This is a genomic window from Xanthobacter pollutisoli (assembly GCF_040044995.1).
GTDB lineage: Bacteria > Pseudomonadota > Alphaproteobacteria > Rhizobiales > Xanthobacteraceae > Xanthobacter.
In genome coordinates this window covers 109,688-132,681 of the sequence record NZ_JBDZDP010000007.1, presented here as the reverse complement: position 1 = coordinate 132,681, position 22,994 = coordinate 109,688, and the positions used below count along the sequence as shown (strand labels likewise).

Here is a 22,994-nt window from a genome sequence, read left to right as displayed (position 1 = left end):
ATGGGTCCGCGCGGCGCCCCCTCTGTCTGATGACCTGAGAGATTTCACCGCGCCTCGTGGAAGGGCACGGCTTACTCCTTCGGTGAACCCCGCCGCGCGCACCTGAAGCGTGCGCAGCGATGCTGCTTTCCAGAGGCTCGTCCCCCTGCGGCCCTTTTTGCCTGAGCGGTTCCGGGGCGGTTGCGCCTTCGGCGCCGGCTGCGCCCTGAAGGCCGCCGGTCTCTCCCGCAGGGATCGTCCGATGCGTTCAGGCCAGAAGCCGGAACGCGGGTGCAGCATAGGCATTCGCGAGGCGGCGTCAACGCGCCGTTCGTAAGGGGTATCGCGGTCGGGGCGAAGGCCCGCCGCTCGCCGCCCGCCATCCTTCGGATTGACGCGGACCCCGCCCGCCCCTATAAGCCCACCCGAACTCAGGCGGCTGCGGCGGCCGGAGCCCAGCCCTCATTACCGTATCGGTCCCGCCGGGATCGGCCGCGGGTGCCGGGCACCGGCGAAGGTCGCCGTCGCAGCCATGCTGCTGGGGTCCGTGTCCACGCGCGGGCTGCCAGATGCCACAGATATCCGGAGACGACCCGTGAAGCGCACCTATCAACCCAGCAAGCTCGTGCGCAAGCGCCGCCACGGCTTCCGTGCGCGCATGGCGACCCGCAACGGCCGCAAGATCATCGCCGCCCGCCGCACGCACGGCCGCAAGCGCCTGTCCGCCTGAGGGGTGGACATTCGCGGAGCTGCCCATCGTGGATCGTCTCCGCAAGCGTCGTGACTTTCTCGCCGCGGCCAAGGCCGAGCGCGCCGGCGTATCGAGCGTGCTGATGCAGGGCCGCGACCGTGGCGATGACGGGCCGGTGCGCGTCGGTTTCACCGTGACCAAGAAGACCGGCAACGCCGTGATCCGCAACCGCATTCGCCGCCGCCTGCGCGAGGCGGTGCGCCGCGTGCTGCCCGAGGCTGGCCGGGCCGGCTTCGATTATGTGCTCGTGGCGCGCGAGGCCGCCCTGCGCACCCCGTTCGACGGGCTCGTCACGGAGATCGAGCGCGCGGTCCGCAAGCTCCATACGCCGCGTTCCGCGAAGGACGTGTCCCGCGGTGAGAAGGACGGCTCGCGCCGGCGCGACCGGCGGCCGTCGCAGGGCGCGGCCACCGTTCCGGGCGCCACCTCCAATTCGGCCTCGCCCGGTGCGATCGCGCCTGCCGCAGGGCGACCCCTTGCAGGGCCGCCCGCCGCCGATACATCTACGCCCGACCCGATCCCGACCGCGCGTGCGCCGGTGGACCGGTCCGGTTCGCCGATCCTTCGAAATTCAGCCGACGCCGCCGACGGAGACCCTCCGGCATGAGTGACAACCGCAACATGTTCATCGCCATTGGCTTGTCCATGGCGATCCTCATCGGCTGGCAGTTCTTCTTCGGCATCCCGCAGGCTGAGAAGCAGCGGCAGCAGGCCGAGCAGCAGCGCATCGCCCAGCAGGCGCAGCAGCAGACCGCGCCGGCTGCGCCCGGCACTGACGGCGCTGTGCCGACCCCCGGCGCCGGCCCGGCCGGCGTGCCGCAGGGCGCAAGCCCCGTGGCCGGCCGTCCCATGACGCGCGAGCAGGCGCTGGCCGCCACCCCCCGCGTCGCCATCCAGACCGCGCGGCTGAAGGGTTCCATCGCCCTGCGCGGCGCTCGCGTCGACGATCTGCTGCTCACCGAATATCACGAGACCGTGGACCCCAAGAGCCCGAACATCGTGCTCCTGTCGCCCTCCGGCGCGCCCAATCCGTTCTATGCGGAGTTCGGCTGGACCTCGGCTGCCGGCGCCTCCGTGGCCGTGCCCGGCCCCGACACCCTGTGGACCGCGGCACCCGGCGCCGCGCTGACCGAGAAGACCCCCCTGGTCCTGACCTGGGACAATGGCGGGGGACTGACCTTCCGGCGCACCCTCACCATCGACGACCATTACATGTTCGCGGTGAAGGACGAGGTGGAGAACAAGGGCGGCACGGCGGTCACGCTCTATCCCTACGCCCTCGTCTCGCGCCACGGCCTGCCCAAGGTGGAGGGCTTCTACATCCTGCACGAGGGCCTCATCGGCGTGCTCGGCGACAGCGGTCTGCAGGAAGTCACCTACGCCAAGATGGACAAGGAGAAGCCGCTCGCCTTCTCCGCCACCGGCGGCTGGCTCGGCATCACCGATAAATATTGGGCCGCCACCGTCATCCCCGACCAGAAGGTGAAGGTGGACGCGAAGTTCTCCACCGGCAGCCTCAACGGCGTGCAGACCTTTCAGACCGATTTCCTCGCCCAGCCCCTCACCGTGGAACCGGGCGGCACCATCGCCTCGTCCGGCCAGCTCTTCGCTGGCGCCAAGGTGGTGCAGGTGGTGGACGGCTACAGGACCCAGTACGGCATCGACCGCTTCGACCTGCTCATCGACTGGGGCTGGTTCTACTTCATCACCAAGCCGCTGTTCCTCGCCATCGACTGGCTGTACCGGCTGGTGGGCAACTTCGGCGTCGCCATCCTCATCATTACGGTGGTGCTGAAGGGCATCTTCTTCCCGCTCGCCAACAAGTCCTACGCCTCCATGGCGAAGATGAAGGCGGTGCAGCCCGAGATGACCACCATCCGCGAGCGCTACGCCGACGACAAGGTGAAGCAGCAGCAGGCGCTGATGGAGCTGTACAAGAAGGAGAAGATCAATCCGGTGGCGGGATGCCTGCCCATCCTGATCCAGATCCCGGTGTTCTTCGCCCTCTACAAGGTGCTCTTCGTGACCATCGAGATGCGGCACGCGCCCTTCTTCGGCTGGATCCGCGACCTCTCCGCGCCCGACCCGACCACCGTCTTCAACCTGTTCGGGCTGATCCCGTGGGATCCCGGTTCCGTGCCGGTGATCGGCAGCTACCTTCTGCTCGGCGCCTGGCCGCTCATCATGGGCGTGACCATGTGGGTGCAGATGAAGCTGAATCCGGCCCCGCCGGATCCGACCCAGCAGATGATCTTCAACTGGATGCCCATCATCTTCACCTTCATGCTGGCGCACTTCGCCGCCGGCCTGGTGATCTACTGGGCCTGGAACAACACCCTCTCGGTGGCCCAGCAGGCGCTCATCATGAAGCGCCACGGGGTGAAGATCGAGCTCTGGGACAACATCAAGTCGGTCTTCAAGAAGAAGCAGCCGGCCAAGGGCTGAGCCGCTCCGCCACGACCCAAAAAGCGCCGCGCCCCGCAAGGAGCGCGGCGCTTTCCATGTTTGCTATCATGTGACCATATTGACACGTGACGATATTGGCACATAATAAACGCATGGACGATGTGTTCGGGGCGCTGTCCCACCCCTTCCGCCGTGCGGTGCTGGATCTGCTGCGGGAGCGGGACGGGCGGACCCTTGGCGAACTGGAGCGCGCGCTGGCCCCTCAGGCCGGTCTCACGCGGTTCGGCGTGATGAAGCACATCAAGGTGCTGGAGGAGGCGCATCTCGTGCTCGCCCGCAAGGTCGGACGTGAGAAGCATCATTACCTCAATCCGACCCCCATCCAGTTGATCGCCGATCGCTGGATCTCGCGTTTCGCCGCGCCCCACGTCGCGGCCATGACTGGACTGAAGCATCTTCTGGAGGAGCGCCCCATGGCCCCCGTCGCGCCCAAGCACGTCTACGAGCTGTTCATCAAGGCCACCCCCCAGGCGCTCTGGGACGTGCTGACCGACGACAGCAAGACGCCCCTCTACGAGCATTTCAACATGACCAGCCGCAGCGACTGGCGGGCGGGCGGCGCGCGGACCTATTTCATGGGGGAGCGCCAGGTCATCGCCTGCTCCATCCTCGAGATGGAGCCCCCGCGCCGGCTCGTGCTGTCGTTCCATGCCCAATGGGCGCCGGACGTTGCCGCCGACCGCCCCTCGCGCGTCACCTGGGAGATCACGCCGGTCGGAGCCGACGCCTGCAAGCTCACGCTCACGCACGACGATTTCGACGGCGAGACGGCAACCTCCAAGGCCGTGGTCCACGGCTGGCCGGAAGGCCTGTCGCGCCTGAAGACCCTGGTGGAAACGGGCGAGCCCTTCTTTATGAGCGCCCCCGCCGCCTAGCGCCCCTCGCCGAGGCCTAAAGCCGCTGCGCCGGCAGATAGCAGCGCCCACCCTCGCCGCCGGGCATCTGTGGCAGGAAGCCCTCGCCCTCGCGGGCCAGAAACTCCATCAGCGCCTGCCCCGCGGGCATCAGGCGCTTGTCGCGGGCTCGCACCACCAGCCACTGGCGCACCACGGGCAGGCCTTCCACCGCGAGCACCTTGAGCCGCCCGTCGGCCACTTCCGCCGCCACCGTGTGGGCGGAGATGAAGGACAGGCCGAGGCCCGCCATCACCGCCTGCTTGATGGTCTCGTTGGAGCCGATCTCCATGGCGATGGGGATGGGCATGATGCCGGCCTCCTCGAACACCCGCTCCATGAGAATGCGGGTGCCGGAACCCGGTTCGCGCACCAGCAGGGCCTCCCGCGCGATGTCCGCCGGGGTGATTCGCTTGCGCCGCCGCAGCAGCGGGTGGTGGGGCGGGGCGATCACCACATGAGGATGGTCGCCGATCAGCCGGGTCTCGGCCTCCAGCGCCGGCGGCGGGCGGCCCATGATGGCGAGGTCGAAATCGAGGCTGATCATGCCCCGCACGATGTCCTCGCGGTTGCCGATCATCAGCTTGAGCTCGATTTCCGGCCGTCGCCGCAGGAAGGCGGCGAGCGCCATGGGGGCGAAATACTTGGCGGTGGAGACCACCCCCACCACCACCGATCCACGCTCGGGGCTCTTCAGGGCGGCGATGGCGCGCTCGGCCTCTGACAAGGCGAGGGCGATGCGCTGCTGGGCGGCGAGAAGCTCCGCGCCAGCGGCGGTCGGTCGCAGCCGGCCGTCCACGCGCTCGAACACCGGGACACCGATGTCCTCCTCCAGCGCCTTCATCTGGGCGGTCACGGCCGGCGGGCTCAAACCCATGTCCTGCGCGGCTTTCGCGTAGGAGCCGGAGGTCGCGGCGAGGGCCACGAGGCGCAGCTGGCGCAAGGTCCAGTGGGGAGCCACTTCAGCTTTCCTGAATGGTTGCTTCACATCATTTAAATTTACCTGAAATCCGCCGGCCGGCAAGGTCGCCTCAACAAACAGGAGGGCCGCCATCATGGGTGCCGACGCCGCCATCGGGCAGATCAAGGACGCCAAGAAGAGATACGCCGCCGGCGTGCTCAAATACGCCCAGATGGGCTATTGGGACGGCGACTACGAGCCGAAGGACACCGACGTCCTGGCCCTCTTCCGCGTCACCCCGCAGGACGGCGTGGACCCCGTCGAGGCCGCCGCTGCCGTGGCCGGCGAAAGCTCCACCGCCACCTGGACCGTGGTGTGGACCGACCGCCTGACCGCCGCAGACCTCTACCGCGCCAAAGCCTACAAGGTGGAGCCGGTGCCGGGGCAGGTGGGGCAGTATTTCTGCTGGGTCGCCTACGACCTCGCGCTGTTCGAGGAAGGCTCCATCGCCAACCTCACCGCCTCGATCATCGGCAACGTCTTCTCGTTCAAGCCGCTGAAGGCGTGCCGGCTGGAGGACATGCGCCTGCCGGTGGCCTATGTGAAGACCTTCCGCGGCCCGCCCACCGGCATCGTGGTGGAGCGCGAGCGCCTCGACAAGTTCGGCCGCCCGCTGCTGGGCGCTACGACCAAGCCGAAGCTCGGTCTCTCCGGCAAGAACTACGGCCGCGTGGTCTATGAGGCGCTGAAGGGCGGCCTCGACTTCGTCAAGGACGACGAGAACATCAATTCCCAACCCTTCATGCACTGGCGCGACCGCTTCCTCTACTGCATGGAGGCGGTCAACAAGGCCCAGGCCGAGACCGGCGAGGTGAAGGGGCACTATCTGAACATCACCGCCGGGACCATGGAGGAGATGTACCGCCGCGCCGAGTTCGCCAAGGAACTGGGCTCTTGCATCGTGATGGTGGACCTCATCATCGGCTGGACCGCCATCCAGTCCATCTCCAACTGGTGCCGCGAGAACGACATGGTGCTGCACATGCACCGCGCCGGCCATGGCACCTACACGCGGCAGAAGGGCCACGGCATCTCCTTCCGGGTGATCGCCAAGTGGCTGCGCCTCGCCGGCGTGGACCATCTCCACACCGGCACCGCGGTGGGCAAGCTGGAAGGCGACCCCATGACCGTGCAGGGCTATTACAACGTCTGCCGCGAGATGGTGACGCAGACCGACTACACCCGCGGCCTGTTCTTCGACCAGGACTGGGCGGGCCTGCGCAAGGTGATGCCGGTCGCCTCGGGCGGCATCCATGCCGGCCAGATGCACCAGCTCATCGACCTGTTCGGCGAGGACGTGGTGCTGCAGTTCGGCGGCGGCACGATCGGCCATCCCGACGGCATCCAGACCGGCGCCACCGCCAACCGCGTCGCGCTGGAAGCCATGATCCTCGCCCGCAACGAGGGCCGGGACATCCGGAACGAGGGCCCGGAAATTCTCATCGAGGCAGCCAAATGGTGCCGTCCGCTGCGCGCGGCGCTCGATACCTGGGGCGAGGTGACCTTCAACTACGCCTCCACCGACACCTCCGACTTCGTCCCCACCGCCTCCGTCGCCTGAGGAGAGGACAGATGCGCATCACCCAAGGCACCTTCTCCTTCCTGCCCGACCTCACGCCGGCGCAGGTGAAGGCCCAGATCCAGTACGCCCTCGATCAGGGCTGGGCGGTCTCGGTGGAGCACACCGACGATCCGCACCCGCGAAACACCTTCTGGGAAATGTGGGGCCCGCCCATGTTCGACCTGCGCGACGCCGCCGGCGTCTATGGCGAGGTCGAGGCCTGCCGCTCCGCAAACCCCGGCCAATACGTGCGGGTCAACGCCTTCGACTCCGTCCGCGGATGGGAGACGGTGCGCCTCTCCTTCATCGTCCAGCGGCCCGCGCAGGAAGACGGCTTCCGCCTGGAGCGCACCGAAGGCCCCGGACGTACCCAGCGCTACGGCCTGCACCACCGGCAGTACTCCGCCGGCTGACCCGACACCGAGCTTCACCAGCGCGGACGTTCCCACCGCGCCACTCAACGCCGAGGTTCGAGCATGCTCAACGCAGCCTTTTCCGCACCGTCCGCCGCGTTGCCGGCAGAGGCCGCCGCGGGCAGGCTCGACCTCGGCGCTCTCTTTACCGAGAGCGAGGTTCCTGCATTTCTCGCCGAGCTGGACGAGGGCCTCATCGGGCTGAAGCCGGTGAAGCGGCGCATCCGCGAGATCGCCGCCCATCTCGTCATCGGCCGCGCCCGCGAGCGGCTCGGCCTCACCTCCGGCGCCCCCACGCTGCACATGGCATTCACCGGTAATCCCGGCACCGGCAAGACCACCGTCGCGCTCAAGATGGCGCAGATCCTCCATCGCCTCGGCTATGTGAGGCGGGGTCATCTTGTCTCGGTGACGCGGGACGATCTTGTGGGTCAATATATCGGACACACGGCACCGAAGACCAAAGAGATTCTTAAGAAGGCCATGGGCGGCGTCCTGTTCATAGACGAGGCTTATTATCTGTACCGGCCCGAGAACGAGCGGGATTACGGTCAGGAAGCCATCGAGATCCTATTGCAGGTGATGGAAAACCAGCGCGACGATCTGGTCGTGATCCTCGCCGGCTACAAGGACCGCATGGACCGCTTCTTCGAGAGCAATCCAGGCTTCCGCTCGCGCATCGCCCACCACATCGACTTCCCCGACTACGAGGACGTCGAGCTGGTGGAGATCGCCCGCACCATGGCGCAGGCGGCGGACTACGCCTTCGCGCCCGGGGCGGAAGCGGCACTGGTGGAATATGTGGCCAAGCGCCGGGCGCAGCCGAATTTCGCCAACGCCCGGTCCATCCGCAACGCCTTCGACCGCATGCGGCTGCGCCAGTCGCTGCGGCTGTTCGAGGAGGGCGGCCTCGCCGACCGCGCGGCCCTCGCCACCATCACCGAGGGCGACGTGCGCGCCAGCCGGGTGTTCGCCGGCGGCATCGACGCCCCGAAAGCCCCATCCCGTCCCGGCTGAGCCGGGCCCGTAGGACCTGCGAAGGCACGACGACCCAGGACCAAGTCAAGACGACCGAAGAACAAGACCGATGACGGCCCGAACAACGGGACGCGCGGAGGAGCCCTCAGGGAGACTGCCATGCTGGAGCCGAACGCCGATCATCCCGCCGCGCCTGCCGCCGGCGCCGGCATCACCCTCGCCTGTGCCCTCGACGAATGGGTCGGTGCCGATGCCCGCCGACGCGACGTCGCCGCGACGGTGACCGCCCTCGCCGCCGGCTGCGTGGCGTTGGCCGCCGCCATCGCCGAGGGGCCGCTTGCCGGCGACCTCGGGCGCACCCTGTCCTCGGGCGAGGCGGGGGAGGGGCAGAAGGCGCTGGACGTGATGGCCAACGACCTGGTCATCTCCGCCTTGCGCAACGCCCCGGTCGCGGCCGTCGCGTCGGAGGAGAACGACGCGCCGGTGCTGCTCGATGCGGACGCGCCGCTGCTCGTGGCCATCGATCCGCTGGACGGCTCGTCCAACATCGACACCTGCCTTTCGGTCGGCACCATCTTCGCGCTCTTCCCCCGACGCGAGGGGGCCGATGCCGCAAGCGTCGAGGCCTTCCTGCAGAACGGGCGGGAGATGCTGGCGGGGGGCTACGTGCTCTATGGCCCGCACACCGCGCTGATGCTCACCGTGGGCGCGGGCACCTGGCACTTCGCCCTCGACCGTGGCGGCACCTTCCGCCTGGTGAATGCCGACGTGCGGGTGAGGGAGGACACGGCGGAATTCGCCATCAACATGTCCAACTACAACCACTGGGACGAGCCGGTGCGGGCCTATGTGGACGATTGCCTCGCCGGCCGGAAGGGGCCGCGCGAGCGCGACTTCAACATGCGCTGGGTGGCCTCGATGGTGGCCGACGCCCACCGCATCTTCCAGCGCGGCGGCGTGTATCTTTATCCCGGCGACGGCCGCAAGGGCTATTCAGCCGGCCGCCTGCGGCTGCTCTACGAGGCCTTCCCGGTGGCCTTCATGATGGAGCAGGCCAGGGGAGGCGCCAGCGACGGGCGCGCCCCCATCCTCGACCTGTCCGCCTCGGGCCTGCACCAGCGCGTGCCCTTCGTGTTCGGCTCGCGCGACGAGGTCGCACGCGTCGCGCGCTATCACCTGGAGCAGGCCGGCCACGGCGAGCGCTCGCCGCTGTTCGCCCGCCGCGGCCTGTTCATCTGATCCTTCGCGCCCTGCGGATCCGGAACTCAAATGTCCATCAAGCATCCCATCATCGTCGTCACCGGTTCGTCGGGGGCCGGCACGACCTCCGTCAAGCGCACCTTTGACCAGATCTTCCGCCGCGAGGGGGTGAAGGCCGCCTATGTGGAAGGCGACGCCTTCCATCGCTACGACCGCTACGAGATGCGGGAGCTGATGGCCGTTGAGGCCGCCAACGGCAACAAGCATTTCAGCCATTTCTCGCCCGAGACCAATCTCCTCGGCGAACTGGGCCAGCTGTTCAAGGACTATGGCGCCACCGGAACGGGACGGTTCCGCCACTATGTCCACGATGCCGAGGAGGCCAAGGCCTACGGCACCGAGCCCGGCCGCTTCACAGGCTGGGAAGATCTGGAGGGCGGCACGGACCTTCTGTTCTACGAGGGGCTGCACGGGGCCGTGGTCACCGGCGACCTCAACCTCGCACAGCATGCCGACCTGAAGATCGGCGTGGTGCCGGTGATCAATCTGGAGTGGATCCAGAAGATCCATCGCGACAAGTCCACCCGCGGCTATTCCACCGAAGATGTCACTGACACCATCCTGCGGCGGATGCCCGATTACGTGCGCTACATCTGCCCGCAATTCACCGAGACCGACATCAACTTCCAGCGCGTGCCGACGGTGGACACTTCCAACCCGTTCATCGCCCGCTGGATCCCGACGCCAGACGAATCCATGGTCGTGATCCGCTTCCGCGACCCGCACGGCATCGATTTTCCCTATCTCCTGTCGATGATCCACAACTCCTTCATGTCGCGGGCGAATTCCATCGTCATCCCGGGCAACAAGCAGGACCTTGCCATGCAGCTCCTGCTGACCCCGCTGATCATGAAGCTGATGGACAGGAAGCGCCGCGCCGGCTGAGCCCGCGCGGCAGACACGAGGCGCCGGCGGGCGCCGAGCTTCCCTCCCCCGCGCCGGGGGGAGGGCGAGGGGGGAGGGTGGCACGTCCTGGAAGCCCTTGGACGCGTGGCTGCCGCCCTCCCCCCGTCTCCCGGATGGAAACCCGGCCGACGGTACGCCTGCCGGGCCGATGGAAGGACACGCGCCATGACTGCTCAAGCGAGCGCCGCCCATGCCAGCACCGCCTATTCCGGCACGGCGCCGGTCGGCTCTGCCAAGCCCCTGCCGGTGCCGGCCGCCAACCTCGACCGCTCCCCGGGCGCCCTCGGCTGGCCGGTGACGGCGGCGCTGCGCGCCCTCGCCATGGACGGCGTGGAGCAGGCGAAGTCGGGCCATCCCGGCGCGCCCATGGGCATGGCGGAGATCGCCGCCGTGCTGTGGCGCGAGCACCTGCGGCACAATCCCGCCGATCCCGCATGGCCGGACCGCGACCGCTTCGTGCTGTCCAACGGACACGGCTCCATGCTGATCTACGCGCTGCTGCACCTCACCGGCTACGATCTGCCCATCGCCGAGCTGAAGCGCTTCCGCCAGCTGCATTCGCGGACGCCGGGCCATCCCGAGCTCGGGATGACGCCGGGGGTGGAAACCACCACCGGCCCCCTCGGCCAGGGCCTCGCCAATGCGGTGGGCATGGCCATCGCCGAGAAGACCCTGGCCGCCCAGTTCAACCGGCCGGGCCTCGCCATCGTCGATCACCGCACCTTCGTCTTCCTCGGCGACGGCTGCCTGATGGAGGGCGTGAGCCACGAGGCCTGCTCGCTGGCGGGGCGCCTCGGCCTCGGCAAGCTCGTCGCCTTCTATGACGACAACGGCATCTCCATCGACGGCAGGGTGGAGGAGTGGTTCCCGGACGACACGCCGGCGCGCTTCGCCGCCTATGGCTGGCAGGTGATCCGGGACGTGGACGGCCACGACCCGGCCATGCTGCGCGACGCCATGGAGGCGGCCCTCGCCGAGACCGGCAAGCCGACGCTCATCTGCTGCAAGACCACCATCGGCCGCGGCGCGCCCACCAAGGAAGGCCACCAGGACACCCACGGCGCGCCGCTGGGCGCCGAGGAGATCGCCCGCACCCGCGCCGCCATGGGCTGGGACCACGCGCCCTTCGAGGTGCCGGACGACATCTACGCTTTGTGGGACGCCCGCAAGGCCGGCGCTGCCCGCCAGTCCGCCTGGGAGGCGCGCATGGAGGCCTATGCCCGCGCCTATCCGCAAGAGGCGGCCGAATTCCGCCGCCGCCTCAAAGGCGACCTCTCCGCAACCTTCGCGCCGACCTATGCGGCGGCCCTGAAGGCGACCGTCGAAAAAGCCGAGACGGTGGCCACCCGCAAGGCCAGCCAGCAGGCCCTCGCGGCCCTCGCCCCGGCGGTGCCGGAATTCCTCGGCGGCTCGGCGGACCTCGCGCACTCCAACCTCACCACCTTCCCCGGCGCGGTGCCGATCACCCGCGATCCGGCCGGCAACCAGATCTTCTACGGCGTGCGCGAGTTCGGCATGTCGGCGATTGCCAACGGCATCGCGCTGCACGGCGGCTTCATCCCCTTCGTCGCCACCTTCCTGGTGTTCTCGGACTATGCCCGCAACGCCATGCGCATGAGCGCGCTCATGGGCCAGCGGGTGATCTACATCCTCACCCACGATTCCATCGGCCTCGGCGAGGATGGCCCCACCCATCAGCCGGTGGAGCATGTGGAGAGCCTGCGCCTCATCCCGAACCTCGATGTGTGGCGCCCCGCCGACACGGTCGAGACTCTGGCCGCCTGGCACGCCGCCCTGACCCGCACCGACGGGCCGAGCGCGCTCATCCTGTCGCGGCAGAACCTGCCCTGCTGGCCGCGCGACGCCGCGCAGCTCGACGCCATCGAGGCCGGCGCCTATGTGCTGCGCGAGAGCGAGGGGCTCGCCCGCGCGGTGCTGGTAGCGACCGGCTCCGAGGTGAAGCTGGCGGTGGCGGCGGCGGACCTGCTCGACACGGCGGGCATCCCTACCCGCATCGTCTCCATGCCCTGCCGCGAGCGCTTCGAGGCGCTGACCGAAACCGAGCGTGCCACCCTGTTTCCCAAGGGTGTGCCCGTGGTGGCGGTGGAGGCGGGCGTGACCCGCGGCTGGCGCGGCCTCTCCGGCACGCGCGCCGACGCCATCACCGCCATCGGCATCGACCGCTTCGGCGAATCCGCGCCGGAAAAGGATCTTTGGCCGCTCTTCGGCTTCACCGCCGAGGCCGTGGCCGACGCCGTGCGCCGCGCGGTGGGGTGAGACGTCTCGCGTCCCGGCCGACTGCAACGGAGCGGACGCGCAGCGGAAGGAGAGCCGGGACCCAGCGCACAGGTACGCCGAGCGCGGCATCCGAAACAGACGTCCCCGGGTCCTGACTGCTGCGCAGACGTTTTGCGCTGGACCCCGGCTCGGCACTCCGGCTGACGCCGTCGCTGGGCCGGGGAACCATCAAGGATTGAACAGAAGGAGAGGACAATGGCCCTCGTTTCCATGCGCCAGCTGCTCGACCATGCGGCCGAGCATTCCTACGGACTGCCGGCCTTCAACGTGAACAACATGGAGCAGGTGAAGGCGATCATGGACGCAGCCCGCGCCACGTCCTCGCCCGTCATCCTCCAGGGCTCGGCCGGCGCGCGCAAATATGCCGGCGAGCCCTTCCTGCGCCATCTCATCGCCGCCGCCGTGGAGGCCTATCCCGAAATCCCGGTGGTGATGCACCAGGACCATGGCGCCTCCCCCGCCGTCTGCATGGGCGCCATCAAGTCCGGCTTCTCCTCGGTGATGATGGACGGCTCGCTCAAGGAAGACGGCAAGACCCCGGCGGACTACGACTACAACGCCTCCGTCACCGCCAAGGTGGTGGAGCTGGCCCATGCGGTGGGTGTCTCCGTGGAAGGCGAGCTGGGCTGCCTCGGCTCGCTGGAGACCGGCAAGGGCGAAGCCGAGGACGGCCACGGCGCCCAGGAGGCCCTCGACCACTCCCGCCTCCTGACCGACCCCGATGAGGCCGCCGAATTCGTGAAAGCCACCCAGTGCGATGCACTGGCCATCGCCATCGGCACCTCCCACGGCGCCTACAAGTTCACCCGCAAGCCCACCGGCGACATTCTCGCCATCGACCGCATCAAGGCCATCCACCAGCGCATCCCCACCACCCATCTGGTAATGCACGGCTCATCCTCTGTGCCGCAGGAGCTGTTGGAGGAAATCCGCACCTATGGCGGCGACATCAAGGAGACCTATGGCGTGCCGGTGGAGGAGATCCAGGAGGGCATCCGCTACGGCGTGCGCAAGGTGAATATCGACACCGACATCCGCCTCGCCATGACCGCCGCCATCCGCCGCGTCGGTGCGAAGAACAAGTCCGAGTTCGACCCGCGCAAGTTCATGGCCGCCGCCATGGACGAGGCCAAGAAGGTCTGCATCTCCCGCTTCGAGGCCTTCGGCTCCGCCGGCAAGGCGGAGAAGATCCGCCCCGTGGAGCTGGACGACATGGCCAGGCGCTACGCCTGCGGCGAGCTCGCCCAGGTGGTGCATTGAGCGCACGGCTGGCGCCGACGCGGCGCGGTGACTATAGGAATGCCTGAGGCGGTCGCGGCCGCCGCGTTCCCCGGACACGCGACAGCGCAGCTGGCGCGCCGATCCGGGGTCCAGGGAATGATCCTGCGCAGCAGGCTCTTCCCGAGACGGTCATGAAGGCAGCCGCCTTCGGCGCAGTCTTGCGCTGGGCCCCGGCTCTCCTTCCGCTGACGCTCCAGTCGGCCGGGGCACCGAACCGTGCGCCGCCTATCCAGACGCTGAGGAGAGACACCCATGGCCCGCGCCCATCCCATCATCGCCCCGTCCATCCTCTCGGCGGATTTCGCCCGGCTCGGCGCCGAGGTGGATGCGGTGCTGGAGGGCGGCGCGGAGTGGATCCATTTCGACGTGATGGACAACCATTACGTCCCCAACCTCACCATCGGCCCGCTGATCCTCCAGTCCCTGCGCAAGGCGACCAAGGCGTTCGTGGACGTGCATCTCATGGTGAAGCCGGTGGACGGCATGATCGAGGCCTTCGCCAGCGCCGGCGCCGACCTCATCTCCTTCCATCCGGAAGCCTCCGAGCATGTGGACCGCTCGCTCCAGCTCATCCGGTCGAAGGGCGTGAAGGCGGGCCTCGTGTTGAACCCCGCCACTCCCCTTTCGGTGCTGGACTACACGCTGGACGCCCTCGACTTGGTGCTGGTCATGTCGGTGAACCCCGGCTTCGGCGGGCAGGCCTTCATCCCCTCGGCCCTCGACAAGCTGAAGGCCATCCGCGAGCGCATCGACGCATCCGGCCGCGACATCCGGCTGGAGATCGACGGCGGGGTGAAGGTGGACAATATCGGTGCCATCGCGGCCGCGGGGGCGGACACCTTCGTTGCCGGCAGCGCCATCTATGGCGCCAAGGACTATGCCGCCACCATCGCCGCCATGAAGCACGAGATCGCCGCCGCAACCGGCACCGCCGCGGCGGCCTGAGGGCAACGGCGTCCCGTTTCGGGACGGCCTCCGCACGCAAGGCGAACGCACCGGGACCGAATCGGTGCGGGCAGGACCTTCCCCATCCGTTCCTCCGACACCACCCTTTCCTTCGGCGCTGGCCGGGGCTCTAATCAAAACGATTAGGGTTCGCCCTCAAGACCAAGACGCCCAAGGACCAGACCGCGATGCCCCTCACCCTCGGCGTGATTGCCGACGATTATACCGGCGCCTCCGACCTCGCGAACACGCTGAGCAAGGAGGGCGTCCGCACCGTGCAGACCATCGGCGTCCCGGACGATGGCCTGCATCTGCCCGACACCGACGCCGTCGTGGTCTCGCTGAAGAGCCGCTCCATCCCGGCGGACGAAGCCGTGGCGCTGGTTCTCGCTGCCCACCAGTGGCTCAAGGCGCGCGGCGCGTCGCACATCCTGTTCAAGGTGTGCTCCACCTTCGATTCCACCGATGCCGGAAACATCGGTCCCGTTACTGATGCCCTGCGCAGGGCCACCGGCGCCGGCATCGTTCCGGTGACGCCGGCCTTCCCGGAGACAGGGCGCACCGTCTACATGGGCCACCTCTTCGTGGGCACCGTTCCGCTGAACGAAAGCCCGCTGAAGGACCACCCGCTTAATCCCATGACCGATTCGGACCTGAAGCGGGTCCTCGCCCGCCAGAGCGTCGGCAAGGTGGGTCTCGTGCCGTTGAAGGACGTGGCCCGGGGCGCCGCGGCCGTCTCCGCCAGGCTGGCGCAGCTGGAGCAGGAGGGGTGCATCGCCGCCATCGTCGATGGGGTGTTCGATCCGGATCTGGAGGCGGTCGGCACGGCGGCGGCGGCGCTGCCGCTCTCCACCGGCGCGTCCGGCCTTGGTCTCGGCCTCGCGCGGGCGCTGGTGGGCGAGGGGCGGGTGCTGCGGCAGGCGGGCGACGGCGCCACCATCGCCGCCGGAATCGGCGGATCCGCCGCCGTCGTGGCCGGCAGCTGTTCGGCCGCGACGCTGGAGCAGATCGCCGTCGCCGAGGCGGCAATGCCGGTGCTGCGCCTTTCGGCGGAGCGGCTCGTCACCCATCCGGTGGAGGAGGTCGGCGCCGCCCTCGGCTGGGCGCGGGCGCGGCTTCAGGACGGGCCGGTGCTGATCGCGGCGAGCGACACCCCCGACAAGGTCGCCGAGGTCCAGGCCCGCTTTGGCCGCACCGCGGCGGGGCTCGCCGTGGAGCACGGCACGGCCGCCATTTCCGAGGGGCTGGTGGCCGCCGGGGTGCGCCGCCTGGTCCTCGCCGGCGGCGAGACCTCGGGGGCGAGCGTCGACCGGCTGAAAATCCCGGCCTTCCTGGTGGGACCCGAGATCGCCCCCGGCGTCCCGCTGCTGCGCACCGAGGGGCAGGCCGGCGAGCCCATGGTGCTGGCGCTGAAGTCCGGCAATTTCGGCGGGCCGGACTTCTTTGCGAAAGCCCTCAAGATGATGGGCCACTGAGTCCCGGACAAGCGACAGCAGAGCTGGAGCGCTGATCCGGGGGGCTGAGAAAGCGCGGCGAAGCCGGCGATCCGACGAACCCCGGATTTAGCCGCCTCCGGTGACACTTGCGCTGGGCCCCGGCTCGCATTGCGCTGACGCTGCATGCGTCCGGGGCGGGAGGGTGGCTCCTTATTCCCCTGGCTGCAGGGCGTGCGGCGCAGGTGCGTGGGGCGCCGGCGGGGTGTCGGTGAGGGTGGCGTGCCCGTGCTGGGTGAGCGGCCGGTTGCCCGACAGCGCCCGCAGCATCACGTAGAACACCGGCGTCAGGAAGATGCCGAAGAAGGTGACGCCGATCATGCCGGCGAACACCGCCGTGCCCATGGCCTGGCGCATTTCCGCGCCGGCGCCGATGGAGGTGACGAGCGGCACCACGCCCATGATGAAGGCGAGCGACGTCATCAGGATGGGCCGCAGCCGCAGCCGGCTCGCCTCCATGGCGGCCTGCACGGGGGTGCGTCCGGCGAATTCCAGCTCGCGAGCGAACTCCACGATGAGGATGGCGTTCTTCGCCGAGAGGCCCACGAGAACCACAAGGCCGATCTGGGTGAAGACGTTGTTGTCCCCGCCCGCGAGCCACACGCCGGTCATGGCCGCGAGCAGCCCCGTCGGCACGATCATGATGATGGCGAGCGGCAGCATGAGGCTTTCATACTGCGCGGCCAGGACCAGGAAGACGAGGAAGATGGCCAGCGGGAACACCCACACCGCAGAATTGCCGGCAAGGATGTCCTGATAGGTCAGCTCCGTCCATTCGAAGGAGAAGCCCTTGGGCAGGGTCTGGGCGGCGATGCGCTCCACCGCCGCCTGCGCCTCGCCCGAGGAGAAGCCGGGCGCGGCGCCGCCGTTCACGTCGGCCGAGAGGAAGCCGTTGTAGCGCATGGCCCGCTCCGGCCCCGCGGCCGAGCGCACCTTGAGCAGCGCCGAGAGGGGGATCATCTCGCCGGTCTGCGAGCGCACCTTCAGCGTCCCCACGTCCTCCGCCCGCGCCCGGAACGGGGCGTCGGCCTGGACGCGGACCGTGTAGGTACGGCCGAACTTGTTGAAGTCATTCACATAGGACGAGCCGAGATAGATCTGCATGGTCTCGAACACGTCGGTGACGGCGACGTTGAGCTGGCGTGCCTTCACCCGGTCGATGTCGGCGAAGAGCTGGGGCACGTTGACCTGATAGGAGGAGAACAGGCCGGCGAGCTCCGGCGCCTGCCGCGCCGCCCCGAGGAAGGCCTTGGTGGCCTGGTCCAGCGCTTCGTAGCCGAGGCCGGCGCGGTCCTCGATCTGGAACTTGAAGCCGCCGATGGTGCCGAGGCCCTGCACCGGCGGGGGCGGGAACATGGCGATCATGGCGTCGGGAATGGCGGCGAACTTGCCGTTCAGCTTCATGGCGATGGCGTTGCCGTTCAGGGACGGGTCGCGGCGGGCCTCGAACTCGTCCAGGCCGACGAAGACGATGCCGGAGTTGGACGAATTGGTGAAGCCGTTGATGGAAAGCCCCGGGAAGGCGATGGCGGAGGCAACGCCGGGCTCCTTCAGGGCCACGTCGCTCATCTTGCGGATGACCTCCTCTGTGCGGTCGAGGGTGGCGCCGTCGGGCAGCTGGGCGAAGCCCACGAGATACTGCTTGTCCTGCCCCGGCACGAAGCCGGGCGGCACGGCGCGGAACAGCACCACGGTCATCGCCACGAGCACGAGATAGACGCCCACCATCAGCACCTTGTGGCCGATGACGCGGCGGACCACCCCGCCATAGGCGTCGGAGCTCTTCGCGAAGGCCTTGTTGAAGCCGCGGAAGAACCAGCCGAACAGGCGGTCCATGATGCGGGTGAGACGGTCCTTGGGCGCATCATGGCCCTTGAGGAGGAGCGCCGCGAGGGCCGGCGACAGGGTGAGCGAGTTGACCGCCGAGATCACCGTCGAGATGGCGATGGTGAGGGCGAACTGCTTGTAGAACTGTCCCGTCAGACCAGTGATGAAGGCGAGCGGCACGAACACCGCGATCAGCACCAGGGCGATGGCGATGATCGGGCCCGAGACCTCCTGCATGGCCCGGTAGGTGGCCTCGCGGGGGGAGAGCCCGTTCTCGATGTTGCGCTCGACGTTCTCCACCACCACGATGGCGTCATCCACCACGATGCCGATGGCGAGCACCAGGCCGAACAGGGTGAGCGCGTTGATGGAGAAGCCGAAGACGTGCATCACCGCGAACGTGCCGACGATGGACACCGGCACCGCCAGCAGCGGAATGATGGAGGCCCGCCAGGTCTGCAGGAAGACGATCACCACCAGCACCACCAGGGCGACGGCTTCCAGCAGGGTGTGGACCACGGCGTCGATGGAGGCGCGCACGAACTGGGTGGTGTCGTAGACGATGGAATAGTCCACGCCCTCCGGCATGTTCTGCTTGATCTCCTCCATCACCCGGCGGGTGTCGTCGGCGATGCGGATGGCGTTGGAGCCGGGCGCCTGGAAGATCGGCACCGCCACCGCCTGGGTGTTGTTGAGCAGCGAGCGCAGGGCGTATTCGGACGCGCCGAGCTCGATGCGGGCGATGTCCTTCAAGAGCACGATCTCGCCGCCGGTGCCGTTCTTCACGACGATGTTGCCGAACTCCTCCTCGTTGGCGAGACGGCCCTGGGCATTGATGGAGAGCTGCAGGTCGAGGCCCTGGGCGGCGGGCGAGGCGCCCACCACGCCGGCCGCCGCCTGCACGTTCTGGGCGCGGATCTCGCGCACCACGTCGGCGGCGGACAGCCCATGCTCGGCCACCTTCTGCGGGTCGAGCCAGATGCGCATGGAATAGTCGCCGGCGCCGAACAGCTGCACCTGCCCTACGCCCTCGATGCGGGCGAGGCGGTCCTTCACGTTCAGCACCGCGTAGTTGCGCAGATAGGTCGTGTCGTAGCGGTTGTTGGGCGAGATGAGGTGCACCACCATGGTGAGGTCGGGCGAGGACTTCACTGTGGTCACGCCGAGGCGCCGCACCTCTTCCGGCAGGCGCGGCTCGGCCTGGGAGATGCGGTTCTGCACCAGCTGCTGCGCCCGGTCAGGATCGGTGCCGAGGCGGAAGGTCACGGTCAGGGTCATCAGGCCGTCGGTGGTGGCCTGGCTGGACATGTAGAGCATGTCCTCGACGCCGTTGATGGCCTCCTCCAGCGGAGTGGAGACGGTTTCGGCGATGACCTTGGGATTGGCGCCCGGATAGGTCGCGCGCACCACCACCTGCGGCGGCACCACCTCGGGATATTCCGAGATGGGCATGGCCCGCATGGCGATGAGGCCGGCGAGGAAGATCATCACGGACAGGACGCCCGCGAAGATCGGGCGATCGATGAAGAAACGGGACAGGTTCATGGCATCCTCCCCACGTCGCGTGGGTTGAGCGGACTTGGGGACATGCGAACACACGCGCCGGGAACAGCGCCGGCACCAGCGCGAAGCCACGCCCGCCGCACACAGCGCGGCAGGCGCGGGCAGATCGGGAGGTGAGGGCCACGCCGCACGCCGGGGGCGCAGCGCCCGACGTGACCCTCACCCGGCCCCCGCGCGGCCGAAGCCGACGGGGGAAGCGGGAAAGCTCAGTTTGCCGCGGTGGGCACCGCGGCCGCCGTCACCCGCATGGGCACCGGCTCAGGGGTCACTTCGGCGCCGGGCCGCACACGGTGGAGGCCGTTGACCACGACGCGCTCGCCGGCCTTCAGCCCGCTCGTCACCACGCGCAGGCCTTCCACCGGAGCGCCGAGGGTCACCTCGCGCCACACCGCCTTGTTGGCGGCGTCCACCACGAACACGAACTTCTTGTCCTGGTCGGTGCCCACCGCCCGCTCGCTCACGAGGAGCGCCGGCTCGGTGCTCGGCTGGCCCATCTCCAGGCGGACGAACTGGCCGGGCAGAAGCCGCCCGTCGGGATTGGCGAAGCGGGCGCGCACCCGCACCGTGCCGGTGCGGGGATCCACCTGATTGTCCACCAGCTGCATCACGCCCTCCAGCGGCTGGGTGCCGGCGGTGGTGGTCATCAAAACGGGAATGCGGTCCAGCCGGTCGGCCACGTCGCCGCCGGCGCCGAGCCCGGCGAGCGCGCGGCCAACAGTCGCCTCGTCGGCGCTGAAGCTGGCGTAGATGGGATCCACCGAGACCAGGGTGGTGAGCACCGGCGCGCCGGGACCGGCCGCGACGAGGTTGCCCACCGTGATCTCGGACTTGCCCACCCGGCCGGAGACCGGCGCACGCACCCGGGTGTAGGAAAGGTTCAGCTTGGCGGAGGCGAGCTTCGCCTGGGCCGAGCGCAGCGCGGCCTCGGCGGCGCGCTGGCCGTTCAGGCGCTCGTCGAGGGTGCTCTGGGACAGGGTCTTGGTGGTGAAAAGCTTCTCGCCGCGCTCCAGCTCGCTGCGGGCGAGGTCGAGCCGCGCCTGTGCCGCCGCGACCTGCGCCTCGGTCTCGGAGACCTCGGCCTCGTAGGGCTCGGGGTCGATGGAGACCAGGAGCTCACCCTGCTTCACCAGGGCGCCTTCGCGGAAATGCACCGCCTTGATGGCGCCGGCGACGCGGGAGCGCACCTCCACCCGCTCCACCGCCTCGAGGCGGCCGGAGAAGGTGTCGAACAGGCGCGCGTCGCGCTGCTCGATGGTTGCGACGGAGACCGGCACCGCGGGCGGGGCGGCAGCCGCCGCCGGCTTCTCCGCATGGGCGTCGCCCTCGCGCGGCAGGCCGTAGAGGATGCCGAACACCGCGAGCACCGCGAAGGCGCTGATGAGCATCCCTTCGCGCAGGCGGGACTTGCGCGCGGCGGTCTTGTCGGCGGGGCGGGGCGCGTCGGGGGTGGGGGGCGTTGCGTCGAGGGCGGTCATCGGGGCAATCCTTGAAAGGTTCAACAGGTGGCGTTCAAAGGACGGGCGCGCCGGCCTTGGGCCGACTCGCGCGTTTCCCGGGACGCGTGGATTCGAAGAAGCGGGCGAACAGGTCGCGCATGGTGGCGCCCCAGGCGGCGGGCTTCGGCTCGGGACAGGAAATGCTGTCTGGCCAGTGGGTCGGGCCTTCGAGCAAGTGGAGGCGGGTGTCGACGCCCGCTTCCTCCAGAACCGCGGCGTAGCGCTGGCTTTCGTCGCACATGGGGCAGTCCTCGGCGCTCACCACCAGCGCCGGGGGCAGCGCCTTCAGGCGGCAGGAGGCGAGGGGAGCGGCGTAGGGATGGCCGGCCTTTTCCGGGGAGCCGAGATAGGTCTGCCAGCCGTCCGCCCACTTGCATCCGCTGCTGCCGGCGTCGGCACGCCGGATGGAAGCGGTCGCGAGGCTCGGGTCGAGCATGGGCGAAACGAGGATCTGGCCGGCGAGGGGAGGCGATTGCTGGTCACGCGCCATCATGGCGAGGCCGGCAGCGAGGTTGCCACCCGATTCCTCCCCGGCCACATAGAGGGGCGCGGTGCGCCCGGCGAATTCGGCACGCTGGCGGTAGAGGGCGCCGAGCGCCGCGAAGCCAGCGGTCAAGGCGAACGGAAAGGGATGGTCGCTGGCCAGCGGGTAGTCCACCGAGGCCACCACCGCCCCGGCGGAGGCGATGAGCCCGGCGATATAGGCTCCGCATTCCAGCGTGCCGCCGGTGAAGGCGCCGCCGTGCAGGTGGAGGACCAGGGGCACAGAACCTCGCGCCGGGCGCGTGCCATAGAGGCGGGCGGGCATCTGGCCAGCCTCCGTCTCGATGGAAATGTCGCGCCACGTCGGGGTCATCGGTCGGGTCTCTCGCTTCTGTCACGGGCTTGTGCAGTGCAAGAACCATATTGGCGCGCTAGATGCGGATAAACACCCTTTCAGTGACAACATTGTTCACATATGGGAATAATCGCGTCTATTAGATGCCGATGAGGTCGTGATCATGGATCAGCTTGCTGCGATGCGGGCATTCGTGCGCGTGGTGGAGACCGGCAGCTTCACCCGCTCGGCGGACCTTATGGGAATGCCCAAGGCCACCTTGACCAAGCATGTGCAGACGCTTGAGGCGCATCTGCGCACCCGTCTGTTCAACCGCACTACCCGCCGGGTGACGGTGACGCCCGACGGCGCCGCTTATTATGAGCGCGCCCTCGCCATTCTGCACGACATCGACGAACTGGACGGCTCGCTCTCCTCCGCCCAGGCGGCGCCCCGCGGGCGGCTTCGCATCGACATTTCGCCCTCGCTGGCGACGCGCCTGCTGATTCCGGCGCTGCCCGACTTCTTCGCCCGGTTTCCCGACATCAGCATCGACGTCGGCTGCACCGACCGGCCGGTGGACCTGCTGAGCGAGAACGTGGACTGCGTCATCCGGGTCGGCGAGATCCAGGATCCCAATCTCGTGGCGCGGCGCATCGGTGTGCTGCGCTTCGCCACCGTCGCGGCGCCCGACTACATCGCTCGCAACGGCGCGCCGTCCCATCCGCAGGATTTCGACGACGACCACGTGATGGTGCGCTATTTCAGCTCCCAGAGCGGCCGCTACTATCCGTTCGATTTCAACCGCGGCAACGAGACCGTGGAACTGACCGGCCGCTACCGCGTCGCCACCAACGATGGCAACGCCTATGTGGCGGCCGCGCTGGCGGGGCTCGGGGTGGTGATGGCGCCGCTGTTCCAGGTGGAGGAGCACCTGCGCTCCGGCGCCCTCGTGCGCGTGCTGCAGGAGTGGGACGGCGGCGAGATGCCCATCCATGTCGTCTACCCGCCGAGCCGACACCTCACCAACCGCCTGCGCGTCTTCGTCGACTGGGTGGCGGACCTGTTCGCCCGCTCCGAGCTGTCGCGCCGGCAGGCGGCCTGAG

General features: G+C 68.8%; 18 protein-coding genes and 1 riboswitch. Of the genes, 14 read left to right on the top strand and 4 right to left on the bottom strand.

From position 1 onward, the window contains the following. Positions 1 to 138: 138 nt before the first annotated feature. Positions 139 to 238: riboswitch (glycine riboswitch) on the bottom strand. Between the two features lie 336 nt (positions 239 to 574). The 4 genes from rpmH to ABLE93_RS15490 all read left to right on the top strand — a co-directional run bounded on the left by rpmH (position 575) and on the right by ABLE93_RS15490 (position 4,071). Beyond that, on the top strand, positions 575 to 709 hold the full coding sequence (rpmH, locus tag ABLE93_RS15505) for a 50S ribosomal protein L34 (protein ID WP_237344918.1): 135 nt from the start codon (positions 575 to 577) through the stop codon (positions 707 to 709). Between the two features lie 28 nt (positions 710 to 737). Further along, a complete protein-coding gene (gene rnpA, locus ABLE93_RS15500) occupies positions 738 to 1,337 on the top strand; it encodes a ribonuclease P protein component (RefSeq protein WP_348840743.1) in 600 nt (199 codons plus the stop codon). Then, a complete protein-coding gene (gene yidC, locus ABLE93_RS15495; RefSeq protein ID WP_348840742.1) occupies positions 1,334 to 3,175 on the top strand; it encodes a membrane protein insertase YidC in 1,842 nt (613 codons plus the stop codon). The genes rnpA and yidC overlap by 4 nt, the downstream gene beginning before the upstream one ends. 113 nt (positions 3,176 to 3,288) lie before the next feature. Beyond that, complete coding sequence (locus tag ABLE93_RS15490; RefSeq protein WP_348840741.1) at positions 3,289 to 4,071, top strand: ArsR/SmtB family transcription factor; 783 nt, start codon at positions 3,289 to 3,291, stop codon at positions 4,069 to 4,071. A 16-nt stretch (positions 4,072 to 4,087) separates the two neighbouring features. Here the strand turns inward: ABLE93_RS15490 and ABLE93_RS15485 are convergent, their stop codons facing one another. Next, positions 4,088 to 5,050: a LysR family transcriptional regulator gene (locus ABLE93_RS15485; RefSeq protein WP_348840740.1), complete on the bottom strand. Its 963-nt coding sequence runs from the start codon at positions 5,048 to 5,050 to the stop codon at positions 4,088 to 4,090. A gap of 94 nt (positions 5,051 to 5,144) precedes the next feature. On the opposite strand from ABLE93_RS15485, the gene ABLE93_RS15480 reads away from it, so the two are divergent. The 9 genes from ABLE93_RS15480 to otnK all read left to right on the top strand — a co-directional run bounded on the left by ABLE93_RS15480 (position 5,145) and on the right by otnK (position 16,167). Beyond that, on the top strand, positions 5,145 to 6,611 hold the full coding sequence (locus tag ABLE93_RS15480) for a form I ribulose bisphosphate carboxylase large subunit (protein ID WP_348840739.1): 1,467 nt from the start codon (positions 5,145 to 5,147) through the stop codon (positions 6,609 to 6,611). Between the two features lie 11 nt (positions 6,612 to 6,622). Beyond that, entirely contained in the window at positions 6,623 to 7,024 is a 402-nt protein-coding gene (locus tag ABLE93_RS15475) for a ribulose bisphosphate carboxylase small subunit (RefSeq protein WP_348840738.1), read from the top strand. Positions 7,025 to 7,087: 63 nt separating this feature from the next. Next, positions 7,088 to 8,041 carry a CbbX protein gene (gene cbbX / locus ABLE93_RS15470; RefSeq protein ID WP_348840737.1) on the top strand — a complete coding sequence of 318 codons (954 nt, stop codon included), beginning with the start codon at positions 7,088 to 7,090 and terminating at the stop codon, positions 8,039 to 8,041. A gap of 120 nt (positions 8,042 to 8,161) precedes the next feature. Next, a complete protein-coding gene (locus tag ABLE93_RS15465; protein WP_348840736.1) occupies positions 8,162 to 9,241 on the top strand; it encodes a class 1 fructose-bisphosphatase in 1,080 nt (359 codons plus the stop codon). Positions 9,242 to 9,271: 30 nt separating this feature from the next. After that, entirely contained in the window at positions 9,272 to 10,147 is an 876-nt protein-coding gene (locus ABLE93_RS15460) for a phosphoribulokinase (protein ID WP_348840735.1), read from the top strand. 186 nt (positions 10,148 to 10,333) lie between these two features. Further along, positions 10,334 to 12,445, top strand: a complete 2,112-nt coding sequence (gene tkt / locus ABLE93_RS15455; RefSeq protein ID WP_348840734.1) for a transketolase — start codon at positions 10,334 to 10,336, stop codon at positions 12,443 to 12,445. Positions 12,446 to 12,661: 216 nt separating this feature from the next. Continuing rightward, a complete protein-coding gene (gene fba, locus ABLE93_RS15450) occupies positions 12,662 to 13,726 on the top strand; it encodes a class II fructose-bisphosphate aldolase (protein WP_348840733.1) in 1,065 nt (354 codons plus the stop codon). Between the two features lie 273 nt (positions 13,727 to 13,999). Beyond that, positions 14,000 to 14,692, top strand: a complete 693-nt coding sequence (rpe, locus tag ABLE93_RS15445) for a ribulose-phosphate 3-epimerase (protein WP_348840732.1) — start codon at positions 14,000 to 14,002, stop codon at positions 14,690 to 14,692. A gap of 188 nt (positions 14,693 to 14,880) precedes the next feature. Further along, on the top strand, positions 14,881 to 16,167 hold the full coding sequence (otnK, locus tag ABLE93_RS15440; protein ID WP_348840731.1) for a 3-oxo-tetronate kinase: 1,287 nt from the start codon (positions 14,881 to 14,883) through the stop codon (positions 16,165 to 16,167). Positions 16,168 to 16,338: 171 nt separating this feature from the next. Here otnK and ABLE93_RS15435 read toward each other — a convergent pair whose 3' ends face one another. From ABLE93_RS15435 to ABLE93_RS15425, 3 genes are all read right to left on the bottom strand, one after another. Beyond that, positions 16,339 to 19,557, bottom strand: a complete 3,219-nt coding sequence (locus ABLE93_RS15435) for an efflux RND transporter permease subunit (RefSeq protein ID WP_348840730.1) — start codon at positions 19,555 to 19,557, stop codon at positions 16,339 to 16,341. 224 nt (positions 19,558 to 19,781) lie between these two features. Next, complete coding sequence (locus ABLE93_RS15430) at positions 19,782 to 20,960, bottom strand: efflux RND transporter periplasmic adaptor subunit (RefSeq protein ID WP_510183037.1); 1,179 nt, start codon at positions 20,958 to 20,960, stop codon at positions 19,782 to 19,784. Positions 20,961 to 21,084: 124 nt separating this feature from the next. Further along, entirely contained in the window at positions 21,085 to 21,927 is an 843-nt protein-coding gene (locus tag ABLE93_RS15425) for an alpha/beta hydrolase (protein WP_348840728.1), read from the bottom strand. Positions 21,928 to 22,072: 145 nt separating this feature from the next. Here ABLE93_RS15425 and ABLE93_RS15420 point away from each other — a divergent pair, with 145 nt between their 5' ends. Beyond that, on the top strand, positions 22,073 to 22,993 hold the full coding sequence (locus ABLE93_RS15420; protein WP_348840727.1) for a LysR family transcriptional regulator: 921 nt from the start codon (positions 22,073 to 22,075) through the stop codon (positions 22,991 to 22,993). The last annotated feature ends 1 nt before the right edge of the window (position 22,994 follow it).

Coding starts and splice junctions, on each gene's coding strand:
- yidC (WP_348840742.1), top strand. CDS start 1,334: ATGAGTGACAACCGCAACATGTTCATCGCCATTGGCTTGTCCATGGCG.
- ABLE93_RS15490 (WP_348840741.1), top strand. CDS start 3,289: ATGGACGATGTGTTCGGGGCGCTGTCCCACCCCTTCCGCCGTGCGGTG.
- ABLE93_RS15480 (WP_348840739.1), top strand. CDS start 5,145: ATGGGTGCCGACGCCGCCATCGGGCAGATCAAGGACGCCAAGAAGAGA.
- ABLE93_RS15475 (WP_348840738.1), top strand. CDS start 6,623: ATGCGCATCACCCAAGGCACCTTCTCCTTCCTGCCCGACCTCACGCCG.
- cbbX (WP_348840737.1), top strand. CDS start 7,088: ATGCTCAACGCAGCCTTTTCCGCACCGTCCGCCGCGTTGCCGGCAGAG.
- ABLE93_RS15465 (WP_348840736.1), top strand. CDS start 8,162: ATGCTGGAGCCGAACGCCGATCATCCCGCCGCGCCTGCCGCCGGCGCC.
- ABLE93_RS15460 (WP_348840735.1), top strand. CDS start 9,272: ATGTCCATCAAGCATCCCATCATCGTCGTCACCGGTTCGTCGGGGGCC.
- tkt (WP_348840734.1), top strand. CDS start 10,334: ATGACTGCTCAAGCGAGCGCCGCCCATGCCAGCACCGCCTATTCCGGC.
- fba (WP_348840733.1), top strand. CDS start 12,662: ATGGCCCTCGTTTCCATGCGCCAGCTGCTCGACCATGCGGCCGAGCAT.
- rpe (WP_348840732.1), top strand. CDS start 14,000: ATGGCCCGCGCCCATCCCATCATCGCCCCGTCCATCCTCTCGGCGGAT.
- otnK (WP_348840731.1), top strand. CDS start 14,881: ATGCCCCTCACCCTCGGCGTGATTGCCGACGATTATACCGGCGCCTCC.
- ABLE93_RS15435 (WP_348840730.1), bottom strand. CDS start 19,557: ATGAACCTGTCCCGTTTCTTCATCGATCGCCCGATCTTCGCGGGCGTC.
- ABLE93_RS15430 (WP_510183037.1), bottom strand. CDS start 20,960: ATGCTCATCAGCGCCTTCGCGGTGCTCGCGGTGTTCGGCATCCTCTAC.
- ABLE93_RS15425 (WP_348840728.1), bottom strand. CDS start 21,927: ATGACCCCGACGTGGCGCGACATTTCCATCGAGACGGAGGCTGGCCAG.
- ABLE93_RS15420 (WP_348840727.1), top strand. CDS start 22,073: ATGGATCAGCTTGCTGCGATGCGGGCATTCGTGCGCGTGGTGGAGACC.